Here is a 19,588-nt window from a genome sequence, read left to right on the forward strand (position 1 = left end):
GCAAGCCTTACCGTCCACTCCGCCCTACTGGTCCGCTCGACGAGAAGATGCGGTCCGTCTTCGATGACAATGCGCTCGGCAAGGGCCAGCGACGGACGCAACAGCCGCAGCCAGCAGGATGGCTCGCTTTCGCGCCAAGCCCGTTTGAACCGACAGGAGCGCCCTGGGCGGCGACCGCGCCGACGAGGCTGGGGGCGCTGAGGAATGCTCGCGTAGCACTCCCGCCGCATATGGGGCAGGTGCAGGGAGCGCGAAAATCCGCCATTGGGCGCATCGCTGCAAAGCTCCCACACTCACGGCAATGATACTCGTATGTCGGCATGGCGCCCTCGAAAAAACGTAGCTGGGGGACGGTGTGGGGACCGGGTGCCGGCGAGCTTGGCAATCGGCCCCCCCCGGACGGTCACGACGCAGGCTTCAGGATAACCTTGGTCCAGCCGTCGTCCCGAGCATCGAAATGCTTGTAGGCCTTCGGCGCTTCGCCAAGCGGTAGCTCATGCGAAACGATGAACGATGGTTTCGCGCGGCCGACGGAAATGAGGTCTCGGAGCTGGCGGTTATAGGCCTTCACATTGCATTGGCCGGTGCCCATGCTCTGGCCCTTGAACCAGAAAAGACCGTAGTCGAAAACAATCTCACCTTGCTTGTAAAGCTCATCCTGAGGTGCGGGGTCCTGCGGCACGTAGACACCGACGACCCCGATACCCCCGGTGAACTTCACCGACCGCACCAGATTGTTCATGGTCATGTTGGGATGTTCGTAACCGTCCGGATCGTGGGCTTGGTAGCCCACACATTCGCAGCCGCGGTCGGCGCCAATACCATTGGTCATCGCCAGGACCTGATCGACCGGCGAACCCTTCGAATCATCAATGGGCACGGCACCAATCGAGGCCGCCAGCTTCAGCCGGTCTGGGTGGCGATCAACGACCATGACCAAGCAGGCACCCTTGATCATCGCCGAGTGGGCTGCCATGAGGCCCACCGGCCCGGCGCCGTAGATGACGACCGATTCGCCCGGGCAGACGCCGGCGAGCTCGGTGGCATGCCACCCCGTCGGGAAAATATCAGCGAGCATCACGTAATCATTCTGCCGCTCCTCCGCGTCGGGTGGCAGCTTGAGGCAGTTGTAATCGCCATATGGAACGCGTAGCAGGTCGGCCTGGCCACCCCGGTAAGGTCCCATGTCAGCGAAGCCGTATGCAGCTCCGGCCATGTTCGGCACAACGCTGCGATCCGCCGTGGTGAGGCAAAAGGCGCTCAGGCCACGCTCGCAGTTTTTACAGAAGCCACATCCGATGTTGAACGGAATGGCGACCCAGTTGCCGACCTTGACCCGGTCGACGGCGGCCCCGACCTCGACCACCTGGCCAAGGTTCTCGTGCCCGAATACCCCGCCGCTCGGAAAATCGGTCCGACCCTCGTACATGTGCAGATCCGAGCCGCAGATGTTGGTGCTCGTGATCCGTACCAGCACGTCCGTCGGCTTCTCGATCTTCGCATCCGGAACATCCTGCACCGCGACGTCGCGGGGACCGTTATATACGACTGCCCTCATTTGAATTCTCCATCGGTTGAGAACATGGTTGGCCGCCTGTGGTGGTCTTTCTCGCAGTCATGGCTGCAAAGTCTGTTTGCCTCGCCGACGTCAGGGCCTGAACACGGCCCGGACACATCCCTCCTTCTTGTTCTTGAACAGGTCGTAGCCATGTGGTCCCTGCTCGAGGGGAAGCGGATGCGTCAGCAGGTGGGAGGGATCCATTTCACCACGCGCGATATGCCCGAACAGCCGCTCGACATAGCGCTGGCCGTGTTGTTGGCCCGACCGAATGGTGAGCGCCTTGTTGACAACGGCGCCCATCGGAAACTTATCCACGAGAGCCCCATAGACTCCCATGACCGCAACGGTGCCACCCTTTCGGCAACACAGGATCGCTTCCCGCAATGCCACGATCCGCTCCGTCAACAGGGCCTGTTGCTTCACCAAGTCGTAGAGGTAGCCGACACCGGTGCCATGCGCTTCCATGCCGACACAATCGATGCAGCGGTCAGGTCCGCGGCCGCCGGTCAATTCCGTCAACGCCTCTTGAATGTCGACTTCCTCATAATTCAACGGATCGGCACCGCACCGCTCGGCTGCCATACGCAGGCGCTCGGGCAGGCGATCGATCGCAAACACCCTTTCGGCACCCAGGATGCGCGCGCTCTGCATTGCCATCTGACCAACACCGCCGCAGCCCCAGACCGCCACGATGTCGCCGGGTTGAATACCGGCGAGGTCAGCGCCCATGAAGCCGGTCGGGCAGGCGTCAGAAACGAACAAAGCCTTCTCATCCGGAATGTCCTCCGGCACCTTGAAGACATTCACATCGGCGAACGGCACCCTGATGAAGTCGGCGTGGCTGCCGGCCCAACCGCCGAGCGCATGGCTATAGCCAATGATCCCGGCCGGGCTATGGCCCCAGACCGCCTCGGCCATCAGGGGCTTCGGGTTGGTATTGTCGCAGCAGGAGAAGTCAGTTCGGCGGCAATGTTCACATTGTCCGCAGCCGAGAATGGAGATCACGATCACCCGGTCGCCCTTGCGAACCCTGGTGACTTCACGGCCGGTGTCGACGACCTCGCCCATGAACTCATGCCCAATGATGTCGCCGGGTTTCATGGCTGGGATGTAGCCGCCCAGCAGATGGAGGTCCGAGCCGCAGACCGAGGACATGGTCACCCGCACCAACGCATCATGCGGCTGAACAATCTCAGGGTCGGGCATGGTTTCGACGCGTAGGTCGTTCACTCCGTTCCAAATCATGGCGCGCATTGTCTGGTACTCCCTCAGGCGGCGGGCATGGCGGCAGTGGTATCGGGCCGCCGCATTGCGGGCGTCGGCACCTCGCCGGTCTCCAGCACCTGCTTCAGCCGGCGCAGGTCGCCCTGGGCTTGCCCCCCTGGCGCATCATTCCAAAGCTTTGCAGCAATGCGGCCCAGTTGACCGGCAGGCGGTTCGTAGGCGATCGAGGCATGAACCTCGGTCCCACGGTCTCCAGGTGCCGGTCGGAATTTGATCCAACCGACGCTCTGCAAGTTGGCCCCCGGAGCGGAGCGCCAGGCGATGCGTTCGTTTGGATGGTCCTCGGTGATGATCGTATCCCACTCGACGGTGCGGCCGGCCGGCGCGCGCACCAGCCAGTGCGAGCGCTTTTCGTCGATCGCCGTCACCTGCTCCACATGCTGCAGGAAGCGCGGTAAGTTCCCCACCTCACGGAAGAACCGGTATACATCGGCCGGTGGGCGGGCGATCGTGACGCTGCGCACCGTCGCGGCGGCGGAACGCCAACCTTGCTTCCGTGCGATGCGACGCTCGGTAGGCGTGGCGCTGGCGGCTGCCACGACGGGGCAGTAGCCGCTGGCGGCACGAGCGATCAGCGTGGTACCCAGCACCGCCAAGAGGCCGCCTGATACGCCACCTCGACGCATCGCCCACAGCAGCGTCGCGGCGCCCGCAGCGCCGGAGACCAAGCGTTCACTGTTGCCCAGGTTCCGTGCTGGTCGCGCAAGAGATAAGGCGTCGCGCGTGGTTTGTCGTTGCATGCTATCCATGGTGCCTCCCCGGACCGATGCATCGGCGTTGTTGCAGGCGACATGGACGATGACATCCCGTGGCTACCGGACCCGCAGATCGGTCTCAGCATTGCCACCGAATCCCCGCCCGCGCTTGAAGCGGGCGCCGTCACCGCATCGCCTTCATAGTCATGAGACCAGAACATGCGTCGATGTGAGTCCGTTCCTTGGTGGCAATCCCTAAGGAGGATTACGGCGGAACCGATGGCACTGGCCGACACTCGGATCGGGCGGTAGCGGAGCCGTTCACACAGCGGTGACCACGAGTGCATTGCAATCCTGTTATCAGATGTGTTTGGTAATCCAGTCGAGCCGAACACGGCTGCATGAGGCACACTGATCTAGGAGCGCGAGGCTTACCTTGACCGCATCGGCAAGGACGCCATCAGGGGGCGGGACAATGGACTTCCTGGCCGGCGACGGCGAGGTCGGTACCCTGATCCGTGATCACGACTGGTCGACGACGCTGGGGCCGATAGAGTCCTGGTCGCCCAGCATCAAGACGGCGCTCAGCCTTTGTCTCCACTCCCGCTTTCCCATCCTGCTGTGGATCGGGCCGGATCTCAGGATCCTGTATAACGATGCGTATGTTCCGTTCCTCGGCGCTGCCAAGCACCCGGTCATGCTGGGTGCCCCCGGGCGCGAGGTCTGGAGCGAGATCTGGGACGACATCGCCCCGATGCTCGCCGAAGCCACGGCCGGACGGGCTACCTGGGTCGAGGATTACCGTTTCTTTTTCGACCGCGAATTGGAGCGGGAGGAGACTTACGTCACATTCAGCTATAGCCCCATTTTCGGTGCCAGCCGGGATAACGTGGAAGGTGTATTTTGCGTTTGCACCGAAACGACGCGGCGGGTGATTGGCGCGCGCAGGCTTTCGACCTTGCATCGGCTTGGCGTGAAGGCATCGTACCAGCGGGAAGTCGACGATGTCTGCCGAGACGTGATCGGTGTGCTACAGGAGAATCCATACGACATCGCTTTCGCGGCACTCTACGTGTCAGACGGAGACGGCGAGACAGCACGTCGTGCCGCCGCAACGCCATCGCCGCCGGACGCAGCTTTCTTCCCACTACACCACCCAATGACGTCGGTCGCACCGGCTGCCTGGCCGATAGCCGAGGCGGCGCTGGATGGCCGCCCCGTTGTCATATCCGAATTTCATCGGTTCGCAGGCAACATGGCTGCGCCTCTGTGGCCGGACCCAGTACGTACGGCGGTGGTCCTGCCGCTGGCCGCACCAACCCGGCAGCAGATGATTGGCTTTCTTGTGATCGGCATAAGTCCACGCCAGATCCTGGATGCCGACTATCGAAGTTTTCTCGAATTGCTCGCCGAGCATGTCGCCGGTGCCGTCGCGGCCGCCCGCGCCTTCGACGAGGAGCGCCGCCGCGCCGAAACGTTGGCCGCGCTTGATCGCGCGAAGACAGCGTTCTTCTCAAACGTCAGCCATGAGTTCAGGACGCCGCTGACGCTGATCCTGGGCCCTCTGAGGGAGCTTTTGGCAAAGCCGGTCGATGCACTGCCTCCCGATGCCCGGGCCCTGGTCGACATTGCCGAACGCAACAGCAACCGGCTGCTACGGCTGGTGAACTCGCTGCTCGATTTCTCCCGTATAGAGGCCGGCCGCGCCGATGCCAGTTATGAACCGACCGACCTTCCGAAGCTGACCGCGGAACTAGCATCCAGTTTCCAGTCGGCATGTGACAGCGCCGGCTTGGTGTTGGAAATCGATTGCCCGCCGCTGCCGGAGCCTGTCTATGTGGACCGGGACATGTGGGAGAAGATTGTCCTTAATCTGATCTCGAATGCCTTCAAGTTCATATTCGAGGGTTCCATCGCAGTCCAGTTGTCCGCCGCATCGGCTGGGATCGAGCTTCGGGTATCGGACAGTGGTGTTGGTATTCCCCACCATGAGTTGCCCCATCTGTTCGAGCGCTTCCACCGCGTTGAAGGGCAACGCAGCCGCTCGCACGAGGGTAGTGGCATCGGTCTTGCGTTGATCCATGAATTGATTCGCTTGCATGGCGGCTCGATTCTCGCCGAGAGCCGGGAGGGCGAAGGGAGTGTTTTTACCGTCTCCATCCCCTTCGGCACCGCGCATCTCCCTGCCGATCGGATTGGCGGGCCCCGGTCGATGTCTTCAACGGCGACAGGCATTGGGTCATTTCTCGAAGAGATGCGTCGCTGGCTGCCGGACGATACGCATCGTGCAGGCACCGTACCAGACAGCCATGAGCCGATTTCAGCTTCGCGAATTCTTGTCGCGGACGACAATGCCGATATGCGGCACTACCTCACCAGAGTTCTGACCTCTGCGGGATGGAGCGTGCATGCAGTAGCTGACGGCAACGCCGCATTGGCGTCAGCAAGGTTGGCGCCTCCAGATCTCCTGCTGGCTGATGTCATGATGCCTGGACGTGACGGCCTCTCGCTCGTGGCGGCGCTGCGGCAGGAGCGACAACTGGCAACGGTGCCGGCCATTCTGCTGTCGGCCCGCGCGGGGGAGGATGCGCGGGTAGCAGGGATGCGGAGTGGCGCCGACGATTACCTGGAGAAGCCATTCTCGGCGCGTGAACTGCTGGCTCGGGTCGAGGCCATCGCCGCTCTCGCTCGTTTGCGACGCGATGCAGGCGACTTGATCAGGCGGAGTGACGCGCGGCTCCAGGCAGCGGTTGATCTTGTGGGTCTCGGTTCCTATCGCTGGGACCCGCGCACCGGAGCTCTAGAATGGGACGACCAGTTGCGCGCGATGTGGGGCCTGCCGCCCGGCGCACCGGTTCAGATGGACATCTTCCTGCGGGCCATACACCCCGAGGACCGGCCGCGGGTCGAAGCAGCCATTGCCGCTTGCACCGACCCCGCTGGCGACGGCGTGTATCACGTCGAGTACCGGGTCAATGGCATCGAGGATGGTGTTGAACGTTGGGTGTCCACCCATGGGCAGACGTCTTTCAAGAATGGCATTCCGGTCGATTTCACTGGTGCCGCACTCGATGTCACCGCGCGGAAGCAGGTTGAGGAGCGCTTGCGGGCGAGCGAGGAGCGTTTCCGGCAGTTTGCTGATCATTCGGCTGACTTGCTTTGGATCGTCAACACGGATGCGATGAAGATCGAATATCGAAGTTTGGCGTTTGAACGGATCTGGGGTGTTCCGCGCGATAGGGCTTCGAGTGATTTGGCGTGCTGGGCCGAGAGCATTCACCCCGATGATCGTGCCGCCGTGCTCGACACGCTGCTTCACGTCCAGAAGGGTGAGGCGGTGGTACAGGAATACCGCGTGCTGCGTCCGGACGGTGCCGTTCGCTGGGTCCGGGACACGGCTTTTCCGATCCGTGATGAGCTTGGACGCGTCCATCGCATCGGGGGCATAGCGGTCGATGTCACACGCGTCGAGGGGTCATGGGTTTATGTCGTCGATGGCGGGGAGGGAGCCCGCCTCCGGCTCGCGGCACTGCTGCAGGGTGCCGGCTACGATGTGAAGACCTTCTCCACCACAAACGAATTTCTTGAGGTGGCGCCGATGCTTCTGCACGGTTGCGCGGTTCTGGAACTTGGCGGATGCGGCGATGAATCCTTGGTCGTCCCGCGCGAGTTGAAGGCGCGCGGCATCGAACTACCGGTCATCGTCGTGGGCGGGGGCGACGGCGATGTCCGGACCGCCGTCCTGGCGCTGAAGGCGGGTGCGGCGGACTGGCTGGAAGGACCGCTCAATCCAGAAAGGCTTCTTGCCGCGGTTGCGGCCGCGCTCGCCAAGGTGCGCGACGTGCAGGAGGCTGGACGCAAGTCGGACACTGCCCGCAGCCGCATCGCCGGAATGTCGCGGCGGGAACGCGAAGTGCTGGAAGGGATCGTCGGTGGCGAGACCAACAAGGAGATTGCACGCCGGCTCGGTATCAGCCCGCGCACGGTGGAAATTCATCGAGCGCATGTCATGGAACAGCTTGGCGTGCGTTCGCTTTCGGAAGCGGTGCTCTTGGCCGCCGCAGCCGGTCTGACCGGTTCGCGGTCCGATGCACCGCCCTGACCCGCACGACGGATACGCAGATATCCCTAGGGATCGTCTCGGTCTAGCTGCTCCGCAGGTCAAGCATTAGCCTGCTCAGGGCGGCGGAATTTGCTGACGTGCCCGGTGTAACGCGAATGAAAAGTCAGGGCGATTGTGCCTGAACGCATAGCGTCTCACGGTGCGCCGGTCACCCGGTGGTTGAGGTCCGCGGTAAGTTCGGAAACGGTGCGGAGGTGAATGCCATGTCGAAACCGGTGAACGTGCCGCATTTGAAGACGACAATGCGCAGCCGCGCGAAAGGCAGCATGCAATTTGATCCGAGCTCGGTACTCATCCATGAGGCCCATCACCGGATCAAGAACAACCTGCAGCTTATTGCCGCCATGCTGCAATTGCAGGCACAGCGGAGCTGCAGCGCTCCCAATGTACATGGGATTTTGGCCCAGGCTAGTCATCGTGTACGCGCGGTAGCACAGCTCCATGAGCGTCTGCAGCATGGTGCCGACGGCAAGGTTGATGCAGGCGAATACTTACGCGACCTCTGCGCAAGTCTGTCGTGCTCTTTAGGCTTGTCCGGCTCGCAAGCGGTGGTGGTCGAAGCGGCCCTCATGCCGCTCCAATCGGATTGTTTGCTTCGCCTTGGTATGATTGTCACGGAACTCGTTACCAACGCAGCGAAATACGGCGCCACGCCGTTAGGAAGCTGCGATATACGGGTCGTGCTGACGCCGGGATGTCATAATACGGTTCGCTTGCTTGTTTCCGACACCGGTCCCGGAATTTCGGATCTCGCAATGCTGCGATCAACCAACAGCCTGGGTCTTGAGCTCGTCCATCAACTCACGGATGCCATTGGCGGGCGGTTGGAGATCGATGGCGCCCCGCCGGGGGCGCGCTTCACCATCCGGTTTCCCCAGCAGGGTCAGGTCGATGACGCCTCGGCGCGTAACGGCCTTCATGCATAGCCCGGACCGGCTCACTAGCGAAAGCTACGCTTTCTTCAATTTGGTCGTTCGGCTGAATAGCGCATGCCGGGCTACCTACTGCTTGTGCGATATCGGCCATAGCTGACGAGAAGGAGAGCATCGTTCTCATCGGCGGATTTTAATTACGGCGTCGACGTCAAAGCAGATGCATTTGCAGGATGGTTTTCTCCTAACAAGCCGAAAACAAGTTGTGATTATACTTGGTGCGATTCCAATTGACAATTTATTGAATATGCTAAAGAGATACATTGATACCTGAGTGATATGTCGACATAGTTTACTAAGAAATACATCGATATTATTTTTGGCTTATTTCTCAGCGGGATAAAGCTTGGCGCGACACTTGCTGAAGGAGATGTGGAGGCATGGATTTGCCTCCCAAACCGAGAAGCAGGAACGATCTCCATGAAGCGCCTTGGCTTACTCCATACCCTCTCCCTATCCGCACTGGCCCTATGCTTCGCCGATGCGATGCCGGCCAACGCCGCCATCATTGGTAACAGCGTCAACATCAGTTTCCAGGGTGGCAGCACGTCCTTCAGCTTTGCGCCGAACGCAAGCTATACGCTGTTCGGCACCAACGGCGACCTGTTCAACCCGGTTGACGTTTCTACAACCGGCACTGCCGCGGTGAAGTCGTTCGGCGCACCTTTCTTTGACCCGCCGCAGCCGACATCCGAGTTTGCAGATCGGGGTACCGTGGTCTACGGCGGCGGCGATCTCTTCGTATCCTACGCTACCCCGGCAAACATTCGTTTCTCATTGAATGATACCTTCGTTGGCTTGGCCTTCACTGTCGCCGACGGTACCCATTACGGCTTCGTCCGCTTCAACGGCACTACTTTGCTTTCCTATGCGTATGAGACGGTGGCCGGGCAGTCGATCGTCGCAGGCTCGGCTTTTACGGGCCCGATCAACCCGCCGACTGCGGTACCCGAGCCTGCTTCGATGGCGCTCTTCGGTGTGGGCGTGGCTGGCCTGGCTATGGCCCGTCGTCGCAAGACTGTTTGACTTACGGCCGATTAGGATCAGACATATAACTGCCCGGCGAGCATCTCGCCGGGCAGCGTCGCCACAACCGAAATTGTTATTGAAGTCTAATATCAGTGACCCGTGAGAATTGTCACGAAGGAACAAGATCAGATTGCTGAAAAAGGTTCCCTTTAGTAATACTCTTGTTTGAAAAACGAGAAGTGGCTTCGTCGTTGCTTTCACCCGGCTTCGCGCCACGCCCCTGAAATGGCCACCAAGAGGCAGCGACGAGCCTCTCATTGACAGTTGATTCCTAGCATGTCGACCGGTGGCAGCACGGCGGTCACTTTCCAAACTTATGTTCGCATTGCGAACTATTGGAAAGTCCGATAGCCATCTGCCTTTCGACGCATGGCTCGCGCCGCCGCCCTACGCCCGGCGATGATCTGGAGAATCCATCAATGAATCCTGTACCTGATCTGCGCCGCGCCGTGGTGACCGGCGCCAGTTCCGGCATTGGCGAGGCCATCGCCATCCGCCTGCTCCAGGAGGGTTGGCATGTCACCGGGCTAAGCCGCCGCGCATCGGTCATCGATCATCCGAACTTCGCTCACCGCAGCGTCGACCTGTCCTCCGACAGCGCTATCCGCGCCGCGGCGGAGGGCCTGCGGGCGGACTGCTTCGTGCACGCGGCTGGGCTGATGAGTACAAACCCGCTGGGCGAGCTGGATATCGAGGCCGGTGCTCGCATGTGGCAGCTCCATGTGCAGGCCCCCACAGTCCTGGCGGATCGGCTGCTTTCAAGAATGCCCAGCGGCGGCCGCATCGTGATCTTGGGCAGTCGCACCGCGGCGGGCGCCGCCGGGCGGAGCCAGTATGCCGCGACCAAGGCGGCCCTCACCGGCCTGACCCGCTCCTGGGCGGCCGAGCTAGCGCCGCGTGGCATCACCGTGAACCTTGTGTCCCCGGCCGCGACCGATACGCCCATGCTCCGCGACCCTGCACGCGCCAACGTGGCGCCCAAGCTGCCGCCGATCGGCCGGTTGATCCGGCCAGAGGAGGTGGCGGCGACGGTCGCATTCCTGCTGTCCGCTGGGGCCGCCGCCATCACTGGCCAGAACATCGTGATCTGCGGCGGCAGCTCCTTGTAGGGCCGCCTGCGCTCCACGGCTCCGCGCTTCAGTTCGCATCCAATCTTGACAAGGAAGGGCGCCTCGATGACTGTATCCATCAAGAAAACAAAAGTTCGCAATCCGAACATAGGGAGTGAGGGCTTGCAAGGCGTAGCGGACATCGAACCCGCGCCCCGTCTGCGCGCGGGGGCGGACAACCCCAAGAACACTGTGCAGTCGGCCGCCAAGGTCTTCGCGGTGCTGCGCGCCTTTGATGCCTCCCTGCCGGAGCTGACCCTAGCCGAGATCGCCGCCCGCGCCGGCACCGACCGCGGCACCGCTTTTCGCCTGATCCACACCCTGGAAGCGCTGGGGTATCTGCGAGGCGTGCCTGGCACACGGCGCTTCCGCCTGTCTCTGCAATGCATGGAGTTGGGCTTCGCCGCGCTATCCGCCCACGGCCTGCCCGACCACGCTGCAGCCTTGCTGCGCGAGCTGGTGCCGGAACTGGGCGATGCCGCATCCTTCGGCACGGCGGAGAACGGCGATGTCATCTATCTGGCCCGCGTCCAGGCCGGCCTGGAGCGGCACGGCGTCGCGCGGCCACCCGGCACGCGCGTCGGGGCCTATGCCACCGCGCTGGGCCACGCGATCCTGGCTTTCCTGCCGCCCGAGGAACAGGAAGCCCAGCTTGCTCAGCGCGAGCGCGTGAAGCTGTCCGAGCGGACGCTGACCGACCTCGGCGCCCTGCTGGCGCGGCTGCGAGAGGTACGCGAGCAGGGCTTCGCTGTCTCAGATGGTGAGAACGCCTATGGCCTGCGCACCGTCGCGGTGCCGGTCTTCGATGCGGAAGGCCGGCCCTATGCAGGGCTGAGCCTGACCGGTGATGCGAGCCGCTGGCCGCTGGACAGTTTCGTGGCGCAGGGCCTGCCCCGCCTGCAGGCGGCGGCCGGCGAACTGGGCCAGGCGCTGCGCTTGTCGCGCAGCGCCATCGCCGCGCGCCATCGCGGGGCCACCGCCTGATGCCCGCCCCCCTCATCACAGCCTGATCGAGATCATGAATAACCTCACCACACCCATCGAGATTGCCCGCCCTGCCATCATCGAGTTCGGCAGCGGGCTGGTATCTGCCACGGGCCGCTGGGCTCGGGCGCGCGGGCTGAACCGCACTCTTGTGGTCGCGGACGCCTTCAACGCCGCGCGCGTCGACCTGCTCGATTTGCCGGGCGAGGTGGTGGTGTTCGGCGAGGTGAAGCCCGAGCCCGACCTGCCCAACCTGGAAAAGGTGCTGGCGCTGGCCGGGCAGGTGAAGCCCGACCTCGTGGTGGGCTTCGGCGGCGGCAGCGCCATGGACCTCGCCAAGCTGGTGGCGGTGCTGCCCGGCAGCGGGCAAAGTTTCATGGAGGTGGTGGGGCCTGAGAAGGTGCATGGCCGCCGCGTCGCGCTGTTCCAGGTGCCCACCACCTCCGGCACCGGCAGCGAGGGCGGCACCCGCGCCCTGGTGACGGACCCCGCCACGCAGAACAAGGCGGCGGTGCAAAGCCGCCACATGCTGGCCGACATCGCCGTCGTCGACCCCGACCTGACGCTGACCGTGCCCCCCGCTGTCACGGCGGCCACTGGCGTCGATGCCATGGCGCATTGCGTGGAAGCCTTCACCAGCCGCAAGGCGCACCCGCTGATCGACCTTTACGCATTGGAGGGCATCCGCTTGGTCGGCCGCTTCCTGAAGCGCGCGGTGCGCGACGGCGCGGACAGCGAGGCACGCGCGGGCCTCGCGCTCGCCTCCATGTATGGCGGCTTCTGCCTGGGGCCGGTGAACACCACGGCGGGCCATGCGGTGGCCTATCCGCTGGGCACCCGCCACCACATCCCGCACGGCCATGCCTGTGCGCTGGTGTTCCCGCACACGCTGGCCTTCAACGCGCCTGTGGTGGCCGAGAAGACCGAGCTGGTGCTGCAGGCACTGGGCCTGCCCGCCTCGGCCGACGAGCGCACGGTGCGCGACGCCACCTTCGGTTTCTGCGCGGACCTCGGCATCGAGATGCGCTTGTCCAAGCTCGGCGTGCCGGACAGCGACTTCGAGACCATGGCGCAGGAGGCGCATGCCATCCGCCGCCTGCTGGACAACAACCCGCGCGACCTCAGCCAGGCCCAGATCCTGACGATGTACCGCGCGGCGGCCTGAGAAAGGGCGGACGGATGATCCGAACCGATAGCGCCGGCAGGCTTGATTTGGGCGAGGCCGGCTTGGTGCGTCCCGCGGCCGGCGACGCCGCGCGCGTGGAATGCTTCGTGCCGCCGGCCACGGTGCAAAGCCATGCCGCCAATCTGATGCCCCTGCCGGACGGCTCCATGGGGCTGGTCTGGTTCGGCGGCACGCAGGAAGGCGTGCCGGATATCTCGGCGTATTTCTCCCGCTTGGAGGGCGACCGCTGGAGCGCGCCGGTACGGCTGTCCGACGACCCCACCCGCTCCGAGCAGAACCCCCTGCTGTTCCCGGCACCGAATGGCGAGCTGTGGCTGATCTGGACTGCACAGATTTCCGGCAACCAGGACACCGCGATCGTCCGCAAGCGCGTGTCCGCCGACAACGGCAAGAGCTGGGGCCCGATCGAAACCCTGTTCGGCCCACGCCCCGGCGGCGGCACCTTCATGCGTCAGCCAGTGGTAGTGCTGGACACCGGCGACTGGCTGCTGCCGGTGTGGATCTGCCACAGCACGCCCGGCAAGAAATGGGTGGGCGACGACGACACCAGCGCGGTGATGATCTCTTCCGACCAGGGCCGGAGCTGGACTGAGGTCGCGGTACCGGACAGCCGGGGCTGCGTGCATATGAGCATCGTGGACCTGCGTGACGGCAACCTGGCTGCTTTCTATCGCAGCCGCTGGGCGGACAACGTCTACGTATCCCGCTCCACCGACAACGGACGGAGCTGGAGCGCGCCGGAGCCAACCGAGCTGCCCAACAACAATTCCTCCATCCAGGTCGCTCGCCTGGCCAACGGCCACCTTGCCATGGTGCTGAACGACAGCAGCGCGGCGGATGCCACGGAGCGCCGCCTGTCGCTCTACGACGACCTGGAGGAGGATGAGGACGACGGCAAGGTGGTGGCGCCGATCGACACCACGCGCCGCAGCACCTTCTGGGGCGTGCCGCGCGCGCCCATGACACTGGCCATTTCCGAGGACGGCGGCCGCACTTGGCCGCACCGTCGCAACCTGGAAACCGGCGACGGCTACTGCATGACCAACAACTCGCGCGAAGGGCTGAACCGCGAGTTCTCCTACCCGACCGTGGTGCAGGGGCCGGATGGCGCCCTGCACATCGCCTACACCGTGTACCGCCAAGCCATCAAATACGTCCGCGTGGACGAGACCTGGGCCAAGGAACAGCAGGCATGAGCACCACCGCCGCGACCGCACCCGCCCAGGGGGCCCGCGCGCGCTTCCGTGGCCCCACCGGCGTGTTCTGCGCCGCCCTGACGCCGCTCGACGCCGAGCTGATGCCTGACCACGCCACCTTCGCCGCACATGCCCAGTGGTTGCTGGACGAGGGCTGTGACGGCATCGCGCTCTTGGGCACCACGGGCGAGGCCAACTCGTTCTCGGTCGCCGAGCGTCAGGGCCTGTTGGAAGCCACCGTCGCCGCTGGCGTGGCGCCGGAGCGGCTGTTGCCGGGTACCGGCGTGGCCGCGCTGACGGACACCGTGGCGCTGACCCGCCATGCGCTATCGGTCGGCGCCAGCACCGTCGTGATGCTGCCGCCGTTCTACTACAAGGCGCCGTCCGACGACGGTGTCTTCGCCAGCTATGCTGAGGTGATCGAGCGCGTGGGCGACGCCAAGCTGCGTGTGGTGCTGTACCACATTCCGCAGATGTCGGCCGTGCCGATCAGCCACGCCGTGATTGATCGCCTGCTCACGCGCTATCCGGACACGGTGGTGGGCATCAAGGACTCTGCCGGAGACATCAACAACATGCTCGCCATGATCGAGCGCTTTCCTGGCTTCTCGGTGCTCGCGGGCGCTGACCCGGTGCTGCTGCCACTCAGCCGCGCGGGCGGCGCGGGCTGCATCACCGCAACCTCCAACCTCGTGGCGCGCGACCTCGCCTTCATCCACCGTCACAGCAATGACCCGGCGATGGCGGCGGAGGTGGATGCCGCTCAGGCGCGCGTGATCGCCAAGCGCAACCAAGCGTCGCGCTTCCCACAGATGGCATCGCTCAAGGCCATGACGGCCGAGCGCACCGGCAACCAGGGCTGGATGCGACTGCGCCCGCCGCTGCTGCCGCTGACGGCCGCGGAAGTGACGGCGATGCTGGTGGATTGAGACCACGCGGCGGCCAGGACATCACTACGGTAACCCCCGGGCTCCGGGGCAGGCGAACAACAACGACCGGCAGAAGGATGCCGGCAGCACTGGGAAACAGTTCCATGAACAGGCGCGATCTTCTGGCGATCACCATCGCCGCGACGGGCGGCAGCCTTCTCGGCACCGCCAAGGCACGGGCGCAGGCCGCCTGGCCTAAGGATAAGCAGATCCGCGTGATCGTGCCCTGGCCGCCCGGTGCCGCCAACGACACACTCGGCCGCCTGTTGGCGCAGAAACTCACGGAAAAACTCGGCGCCGTGGCGGTGGTGGAGAACCGCACCGGCGGCGCCGGGCTGCTCGGCACCAACGCGGTATTGCAGGCGCCGCCGGACGGATACACGCTTCTGGCTTCGGCCTTCAACACGGCGGTGATGCCGCTGGTGCTGAAGGGTGCCACCTTCGACCCGCAGCGCGACCTGGAGGTGATGGCGCGCACCGCCAAGGCGCCGTTGGTCATGGTGTCCAACGGCTCGCGGCCAGAAAAGACGCTGCCCGAGATTATCGCCGCCGCCAAGAAGAAGCCGCGCGACTGGCCCATCGCCATCTCCTCGCTGGGCTCGGCCGGGCACCTGGCGACGATCGAGTTCCTGCGCCGTACAGGGCTTGAGCTGGACATGGTAACCTATCGCGGCACGCAGCCCGCCCTGACCGATCTGATGGGCGGCAGCGTGCAGTTGTTGATCGACCCCTGTTTCGCGCTGCTGCCGGCGCGTGGCGGCGACGGCAAGGTCAATGCTGTGGGCATCGCGACGGCGGAACGATCTCAGCTTGCTTCCGACGTTCCCACCATGGCGGAGGGGGGACTGCCAGGGTTTGAGGTCCAGTCCTGGTACGGTGTCTGGGCCCCGAAGAACACGTCTGCCGCGATCTGCCAGCAAGTCAACGCGCTGATGCAGGAGACCATGCGTGACCCCGCTATCGTCGATCGGATGACCAAGCAGGTGTTGGAGCCGGTTGCCGAAAGCATTGAGGACAGCCGCCGATTCATCGCCAGCGAGGTTAAGCGTGCGACAGAGCTGTTGCGCAGCGTGAACTACCAGCCTGAATAGCTCTGACTGACAAAGGCCGCGGGTCCGCTGCGGCCTGCGCGAAAGCGCGGGAGCGGGGCTGGGCGGATGCTGTGCCACGTCCCGGCACCTCTGCGGTCAATGTGTTCAAATTGTTGGAGCTGGCCTCCGTTGGCTACCTGAAAGGCACGGTGCGTCGCGTGGTCAACCTCCCCCCGCGGGACGCGACCACGCCTCTCATGCCTTTGTTCAAGCCGCACGGCTGACAGCGGAGGAGCCACTGTCAGCACTTGCCGGCGAGGCGCCGGAGGCGGCAAGCGGCCCAGGTCGTTCTTCCACCGATCGTTTCATGTTCATTCCCGATGCCTGATACCTCTTGGTTTCGCCTCCAGCAGCGGGCGCACGGTGGACAATTGCTTTACCACTTCAGCGAGATGGTCCCGCATCGCGATCGAGGCCTCTTGCTGTCGCCCGGCTTGCAGCAGATCAAGGATCGCAAGATGGTCCTGGGCCTGACGGTAGAAGCGCTGGCGATCGGTCAATGACCGGTAGACCAGCAGACGACGCACGCGATTCACCCGCTGCAGCGCTTCAAGCATGAACGGATTACCGGAGGCACCGACGATAGCCTCGTGATAGCGCACTCCCCGCTCGTAAAGCGCGTCCGTGGAAGCGGTCTCGATGGCGCCGGACAGCATGTTCTCCTCCACCGCCCGGCACTGTGCCGCCACGGCGGCGTCAAGCCGATAGCCGGGCTCCAGCAAGCTGGCAGGCTCGATGGCCATGCGTAACCGATAGGTCTGCTCCAGAGCGTCCGGCGTCGTGAGCACGGAGGAAAAGCGCCAGCCGTAGCCGGCGCGGCGCTCCGCCCAGCCTTCCGCCGCAATGCGGTCCAAGAGCTGGGCGAGCTGGCCGCGGGTCACGCGGTACCGCTCGCGCAGCGCCGCCTCGGACATCGTGTCGGGCAGGCGGCCCGCCACGCGGTCCTCGGCGATCGCGAAATAGACGGCCGCCAACCCCTCCGGCCTGCGGTGCCCCGCGAGGGTGACGGCAGGCTGCCGCCCTTCCCGCGCGACGAAGAAGCCCCGCCGCGGCGCTGGCGTGACCACGCCGTGATCCGCCAGCACCCGCAGTGCCTGCCCGACAGGAAAGCGCGACACGCCGAAGCGGTCGGCGAGGCGCTGCGCCGACAGATGCGCGCCGGCCGGCAGAACCCCCGCGCCGACATCCTCGGCCAGGGCCTGGACGATCTGCGAAACGGTGCTGGTCGGTGTCTCGGCCATGCGGCGGATGGTTCCCTGTCTCGCTGCCCCGGTAGAGCAGATCGCGGCCGCTCCGCAACGCGAGGCGGCGGGCGAGCGAATCAGGATTGCATTTCAGAACTACAACATGCAATTTCCGGCAAAACAGAAACCGAGGAAACGCGCATCATGATGTCACGTCGCCACCTGATGATCGGTGCGGCCCTGGCCTGTGCCGGAACCCAGGCCCGGGCCCAGGGCCAGTATCCGGACCGGCCGCTCCGCGCCATTGTCGGCTATCCGCCGGGCGGCGGCGTGGATATCGTGGCGCGGCTGATGGCCGAGGCCATGCGGGCCCGGCTGGGCCAGCCGGTGATCGTCGAGAACCGCCCGGGCGCGAGCGCGATGATCGGTGCGCAGGCCGTCGCCAAGGCGCCGCCCGATGGCTACACGATCCTCTTCGCCGCCGCCGGCGAGGTCGCGGTCAACCCTTCGCTCTACAGCGACCGCATCACCTACGACGCCTCGAAGGAGCTGGCGCCGGTCGCGCTTTGCGGCACCGTCCCCTGCGTGGTCGTGGTGCCGTCCTCGCTGCCCATCCGCACGCCCGCCGACCTCATCGCCTATGCCCGGGCCAGGAAGGGCGGGCTATCCTTTTCCTCTTCCGGCATCGGCAATCCGCAGCACCTGGCGGGTGAGCTGATGAACCACATGGCCGGCACGGACGTGCTGCACGTGCCGTATCGCGGCTCGGCGCCGGCCGTGACGGACGTGGCCAGCGGCCGCGTGACCATGAGCTTCAGCAGCCTTGGCGCGGCGCTGCCGCTGATCGAGAGCGGCAAGATTCGCGCGGTCGCCGTCACCTCCCGCGAGCGGATGCCGCAGCTGCCCGACGTGGCGCCGCTGCGCGATGCGCCGGGGATGGAGAATTATGAGCTGATCAACTGGTTCGGCCTCTTCGCCCCCAGCGGCATGCCGGCCGCGGCAATGGATCGGCTGGCCGGGGCGGCCGATGCGGCGCTGGCGGACCCCGCCCTGGTGGCGAAGCTGGCGGAGCAGGGCATCATCCCGCGCCGCCTGGCGCCCGAGGCCTTCCGCGCCTTCGTGCGCGAGGAAACTGGGAAGTTCGCCACCATCATCCGCGATGCCCGGATCACGCCAGAAGGCTGAGCATGCGGTCCATTCCGAACAGAAACAGAAGGCGAGCATGACCGAGACCAAACTGCCCGAAAGCGAATTGCTGGACCTCGCCACCCGCGCCCTGCACGGCGGCGGCATGCGGGAGGAGGACGCGGCCCAGACGGCGAGGGTGCTGGTGCTGGCGGACATGTTCGGCGTCCGCACACATGGCATCAGCCGCGTGGCGCAGTACCTGGGGCGCGTGCGGGTCGGCGGCATCGACGCGCGGGCGGAGGTGCAGGTGGCCCGGATGGCGCCGGGCCTGTCAATGGTCGACGGGCGCAACGGCATCGGTCCCCTGGTCGGCATGAAGGCGCTGGAGGCGGCGATGCAGTCGGCGCGGGAGGTCGGCATCGGCGCCGCCTTCGCCAGCGGCAGCAACCATTTCGGCCCGATCCTGCCCTACAGCTTCCTGGCCGCCGGGCAGGGCTTCGCCAGCATCATCGCCAGCAACGCGACCACCACCATCGCGCCCTGGGGCGGCAAGGACACGCGCGTCGGCAACAACCCGATGGGCATCGGCATGCCAAACCCGGGCGGCGACCCCATCCTGCTGGATATCGCGCTGTCGGTGGCCGCGCGGGCCAAGATGCGCAAGCTGCTGCAGCAAGGGGAGCCGCTGCCGGAGGGCTGGGCGGCGGATGCCGACGGCAACCCGACCACGGACGCCAGGAAGGGCCTGGAGGGCTTCCTGCTCCCGATGGGTGGCCACAAGGGCTACGGCCTGGCGGTGATGGTGGACCTGCTCGCGGGCCTGCTGTCGGGCGCCGCCTACCTGACCCACGTGCAGGCCTGGGACAAGAACCCCGAGGCAGCGCAGAACCTCGGCCACGTCTTCATCCTGATCGACACGACCAAGCTGCACTCGGCCGAGTGGATGCGCGAGCGCATAGCGGATTTCGGCGCCATCCTGCGCAGCACGCCCGCCGCCGACCCCGCCCGGCCGGTGATGGCCCCCGGCGACCGCGAGATGGCGCTCTACGCCAAAGCGCGCCGCGAGGGCGTCACGGTCGCGACGGCGGACCTGGAGGCGATGCAGGCCCCCGCCGGCTGAGCGAAGCGACACCGCGCCGGCCCCCGCCCGGGGCGCC

General features: G+C 65.1%; 16 protein-coding genes. 11 read left to right on the forward strand and 5 right to left on the reverse strand.

From position 1 onward, the window contains the following. Positions 1-7: 7 nt before the first annotated feature. The 4 genes from IAI59_RS23475 to IAI59_RS18435 form a co-directional block, all read right to left on the reverse strand. Entirely contained in the window at positions 8-322 is a 315-nt protein-coding gene (locus tag IAI59_RS23475; RefSeq protein ID WP_207415838.1) for an FmdB family zinc ribbon protein, read from the reverse strand. An 81-nt stretch (positions 323-403) separates the two neighbouring features. Then, complete coding sequence (locus IAI59_RS18425) at positions 404-1,558, reverse strand: glutathione-independent formaldehyde dehydrogenase (RefSeq protein ID WP_207415839.1); 1,155 nt, start codon at positions 1,556-1,558, stop codon at positions 404-406. Between the two features lie 90 nt (positions 1,559-1,648). Beyond that, on the reverse strand, positions 1,649-2,815 hold the full coding sequence (locus tag IAI59_RS18430) for a zinc-dependent alcohol dehydrogenase (protein ID WP_207415840.1): 1,167 nt from the start codon (positions 2,813-2,815) through the stop codon (positions 1,649-1,651). 14 nt (positions 2,816-2,829) lie between these two features. Continuing rightward, positions 2,830-3,585: an SRPBCC family protein gene (locus IAI59_RS18435; protein ID WP_207415841.1), complete on the reverse strand. Its 756-nt coding sequence runs from the start codon at positions 3,583-3,585 to the stop codon at positions 2,830-2,832. A gap of 430 nt (positions 3,586-4,015) precedes the next feature. On the opposite strand from IAI59_RS18435, the gene IAI59_RS18440 reads away from it, so the two are divergent. The 9 genes from IAI59_RS18440 (at position 4,016) to IAI59_RS18480 (ending at position 16,119) form a co-directional block, all read left to right on the forward strand. Continuing rightward, positions 4,016-7,642, forward strand: coding sequence for a response regulator (locus tag IAI59_RS18440; protein ID WP_207415842.1), 3,627 nt, complete (start codon positions 4,016-4,018; stop codon positions 7,640-7,642). 224 nt (positions 7,643-7,866) lie between these two features. Then, positions 7,867-8,589, forward strand: a complete 723-nt coding sequence (locus tag IAI59_RS18445; RefSeq protein ID WP_207415843.1) for a sensor histidine kinase — start codon at positions 7,867-7,869, stop codon at positions 8,587-8,589. 426 nt (positions 8,590-9,015) lie between these two features. Beyond that, positions 9,016-9,621, forward strand: coding sequence for a PEP-CTERM sorting domain-containing protein (locus tag IAI59_RS18450; RefSeq protein WP_207415844.1), 606 nt, complete (start codon positions 9,016-9,018; stop codon positions 9,619-9,621). A gap of 422 nt (positions 9,622-10,043) precedes the next feature. Beyond that, positions 10,044-10,733: an SDR family NAD(P)-dependent oxidoreductase gene (locus IAI59_RS18455; RefSeq protein ID WP_207415845.1), complete on the forward strand. Its 690-nt coding sequence runs from the start codon at positions 10,044-10,046 to the stop codon at positions 10,731-10,733. A 123-nt stretch (positions 10,734-10,856) separates the two neighbouring features. Further along, positions 10,857-11,717: an IclR family transcriptional regulator gene (locus IAI59_RS18460; RefSeq protein WP_237180488.1), complete on the forward strand. Its 861-nt coding sequence runs from the start codon at positions 10,857-10,859 to the stop codon at positions 11,715-11,717. Between the two features lie 34 nt (positions 11,718-11,751). Next, positions 11,752-12,882, forward strand: a complete 1,131-nt coding sequence (locus tag IAI59_RS18465) for an iron-containing alcohol dehydrogenase (protein WP_207415847.1) — start codon at positions 11,752-11,754, stop codon at positions 12,880-12,882. Between the two features lie 14 nt (positions 12,883-12,896). Further along, positions 12,897-14,099, forward strand: a complete 1,203-nt coding sequence (locus IAI59_RS18470; protein ID WP_207415848.1) for a sialidase family protein — start codon at positions 12,897-12,899, stop codon at positions 14,097-14,099. Continuing rightward, entirely contained in the window at positions 14,096-15,028 is a 933-nt protein-coding gene (locus tag IAI59_RS18475; RefSeq protein WP_207415849.1) for a dihydrodipicolinate synthase family protein, read from the forward strand. The genes IAI59_RS18470 and IAI59_RS18475 overlap by 4 nt, the downstream gene beginning before the upstream one ends. Positions 15,029-15,132: 104 nt before the next feature. After that, positions 15,133-16,119, forward strand: coding sequence for a Bug family tripartite tricarboxylate transporter substrate binding protein (locus tag IAI59_RS18480; RefSeq protein ID WP_207415850.1), 987 nt, complete (start codon positions 15,133-15,135; stop codon positions 16,117-16,119). Between the two features lie 311 nt (positions 16,120-16,430). On the opposite strand, the gene IAI59_RS18485 is transcribed toward IAI59_RS18480, so the two are convergent. Beyond that, on the reverse strand, positions 16,431-17,360 hold the full coding sequence (locus IAI59_RS18485) for a GntR family transcriptional regulator (RefSeq protein WP_207415851.1): 930 nt from the start codon (positions 17,358-17,360) through the stop codon (positions 16,431-16,433). A 147-nt stretch (positions 17,361-17,507) separates the two neighbouring features. On the opposite strand from IAI59_RS18485, the gene IAI59_RS18490 reads away from it, so the two are divergent. Together IAI59_RS18490 and IAI59_RS18495 are read left to right on the forward strand one after the other, a co-directional pair. Beyond that, entirely contained in the window at positions 17,508-18,488 is a 981-nt protein-coding gene (locus IAI59_RS18490) for a Bug family tripartite tricarboxylate transporter substrate binding protein (RefSeq protein ID WP_207415852.1), read from the forward strand. 37 nt (positions 18,489-18,525) lie between these two features. Continuing rightward, positions 18,526-19,551, forward strand: coding sequence for an Ldh family oxidoreductase (locus IAI59_RS18495; RefSeq protein ID WP_207415853.1), 1,026 nt, complete (start codon positions 18,526-18,528; stop codon positions 19,549-19,551). Positions 19,552-19,588 lie beyond the last annotated feature (37 nt).

Source organism: Roseomonas haemaphysalidis (assembly GCF_017355405.1).
GTDB lineage: Bacteria > Pseudomonadota > Alphaproteobacteria > Acetobacterales > Acetobacteraceae > Pseudoroseomonas > Pseudoroseomonas haemaphysalidis.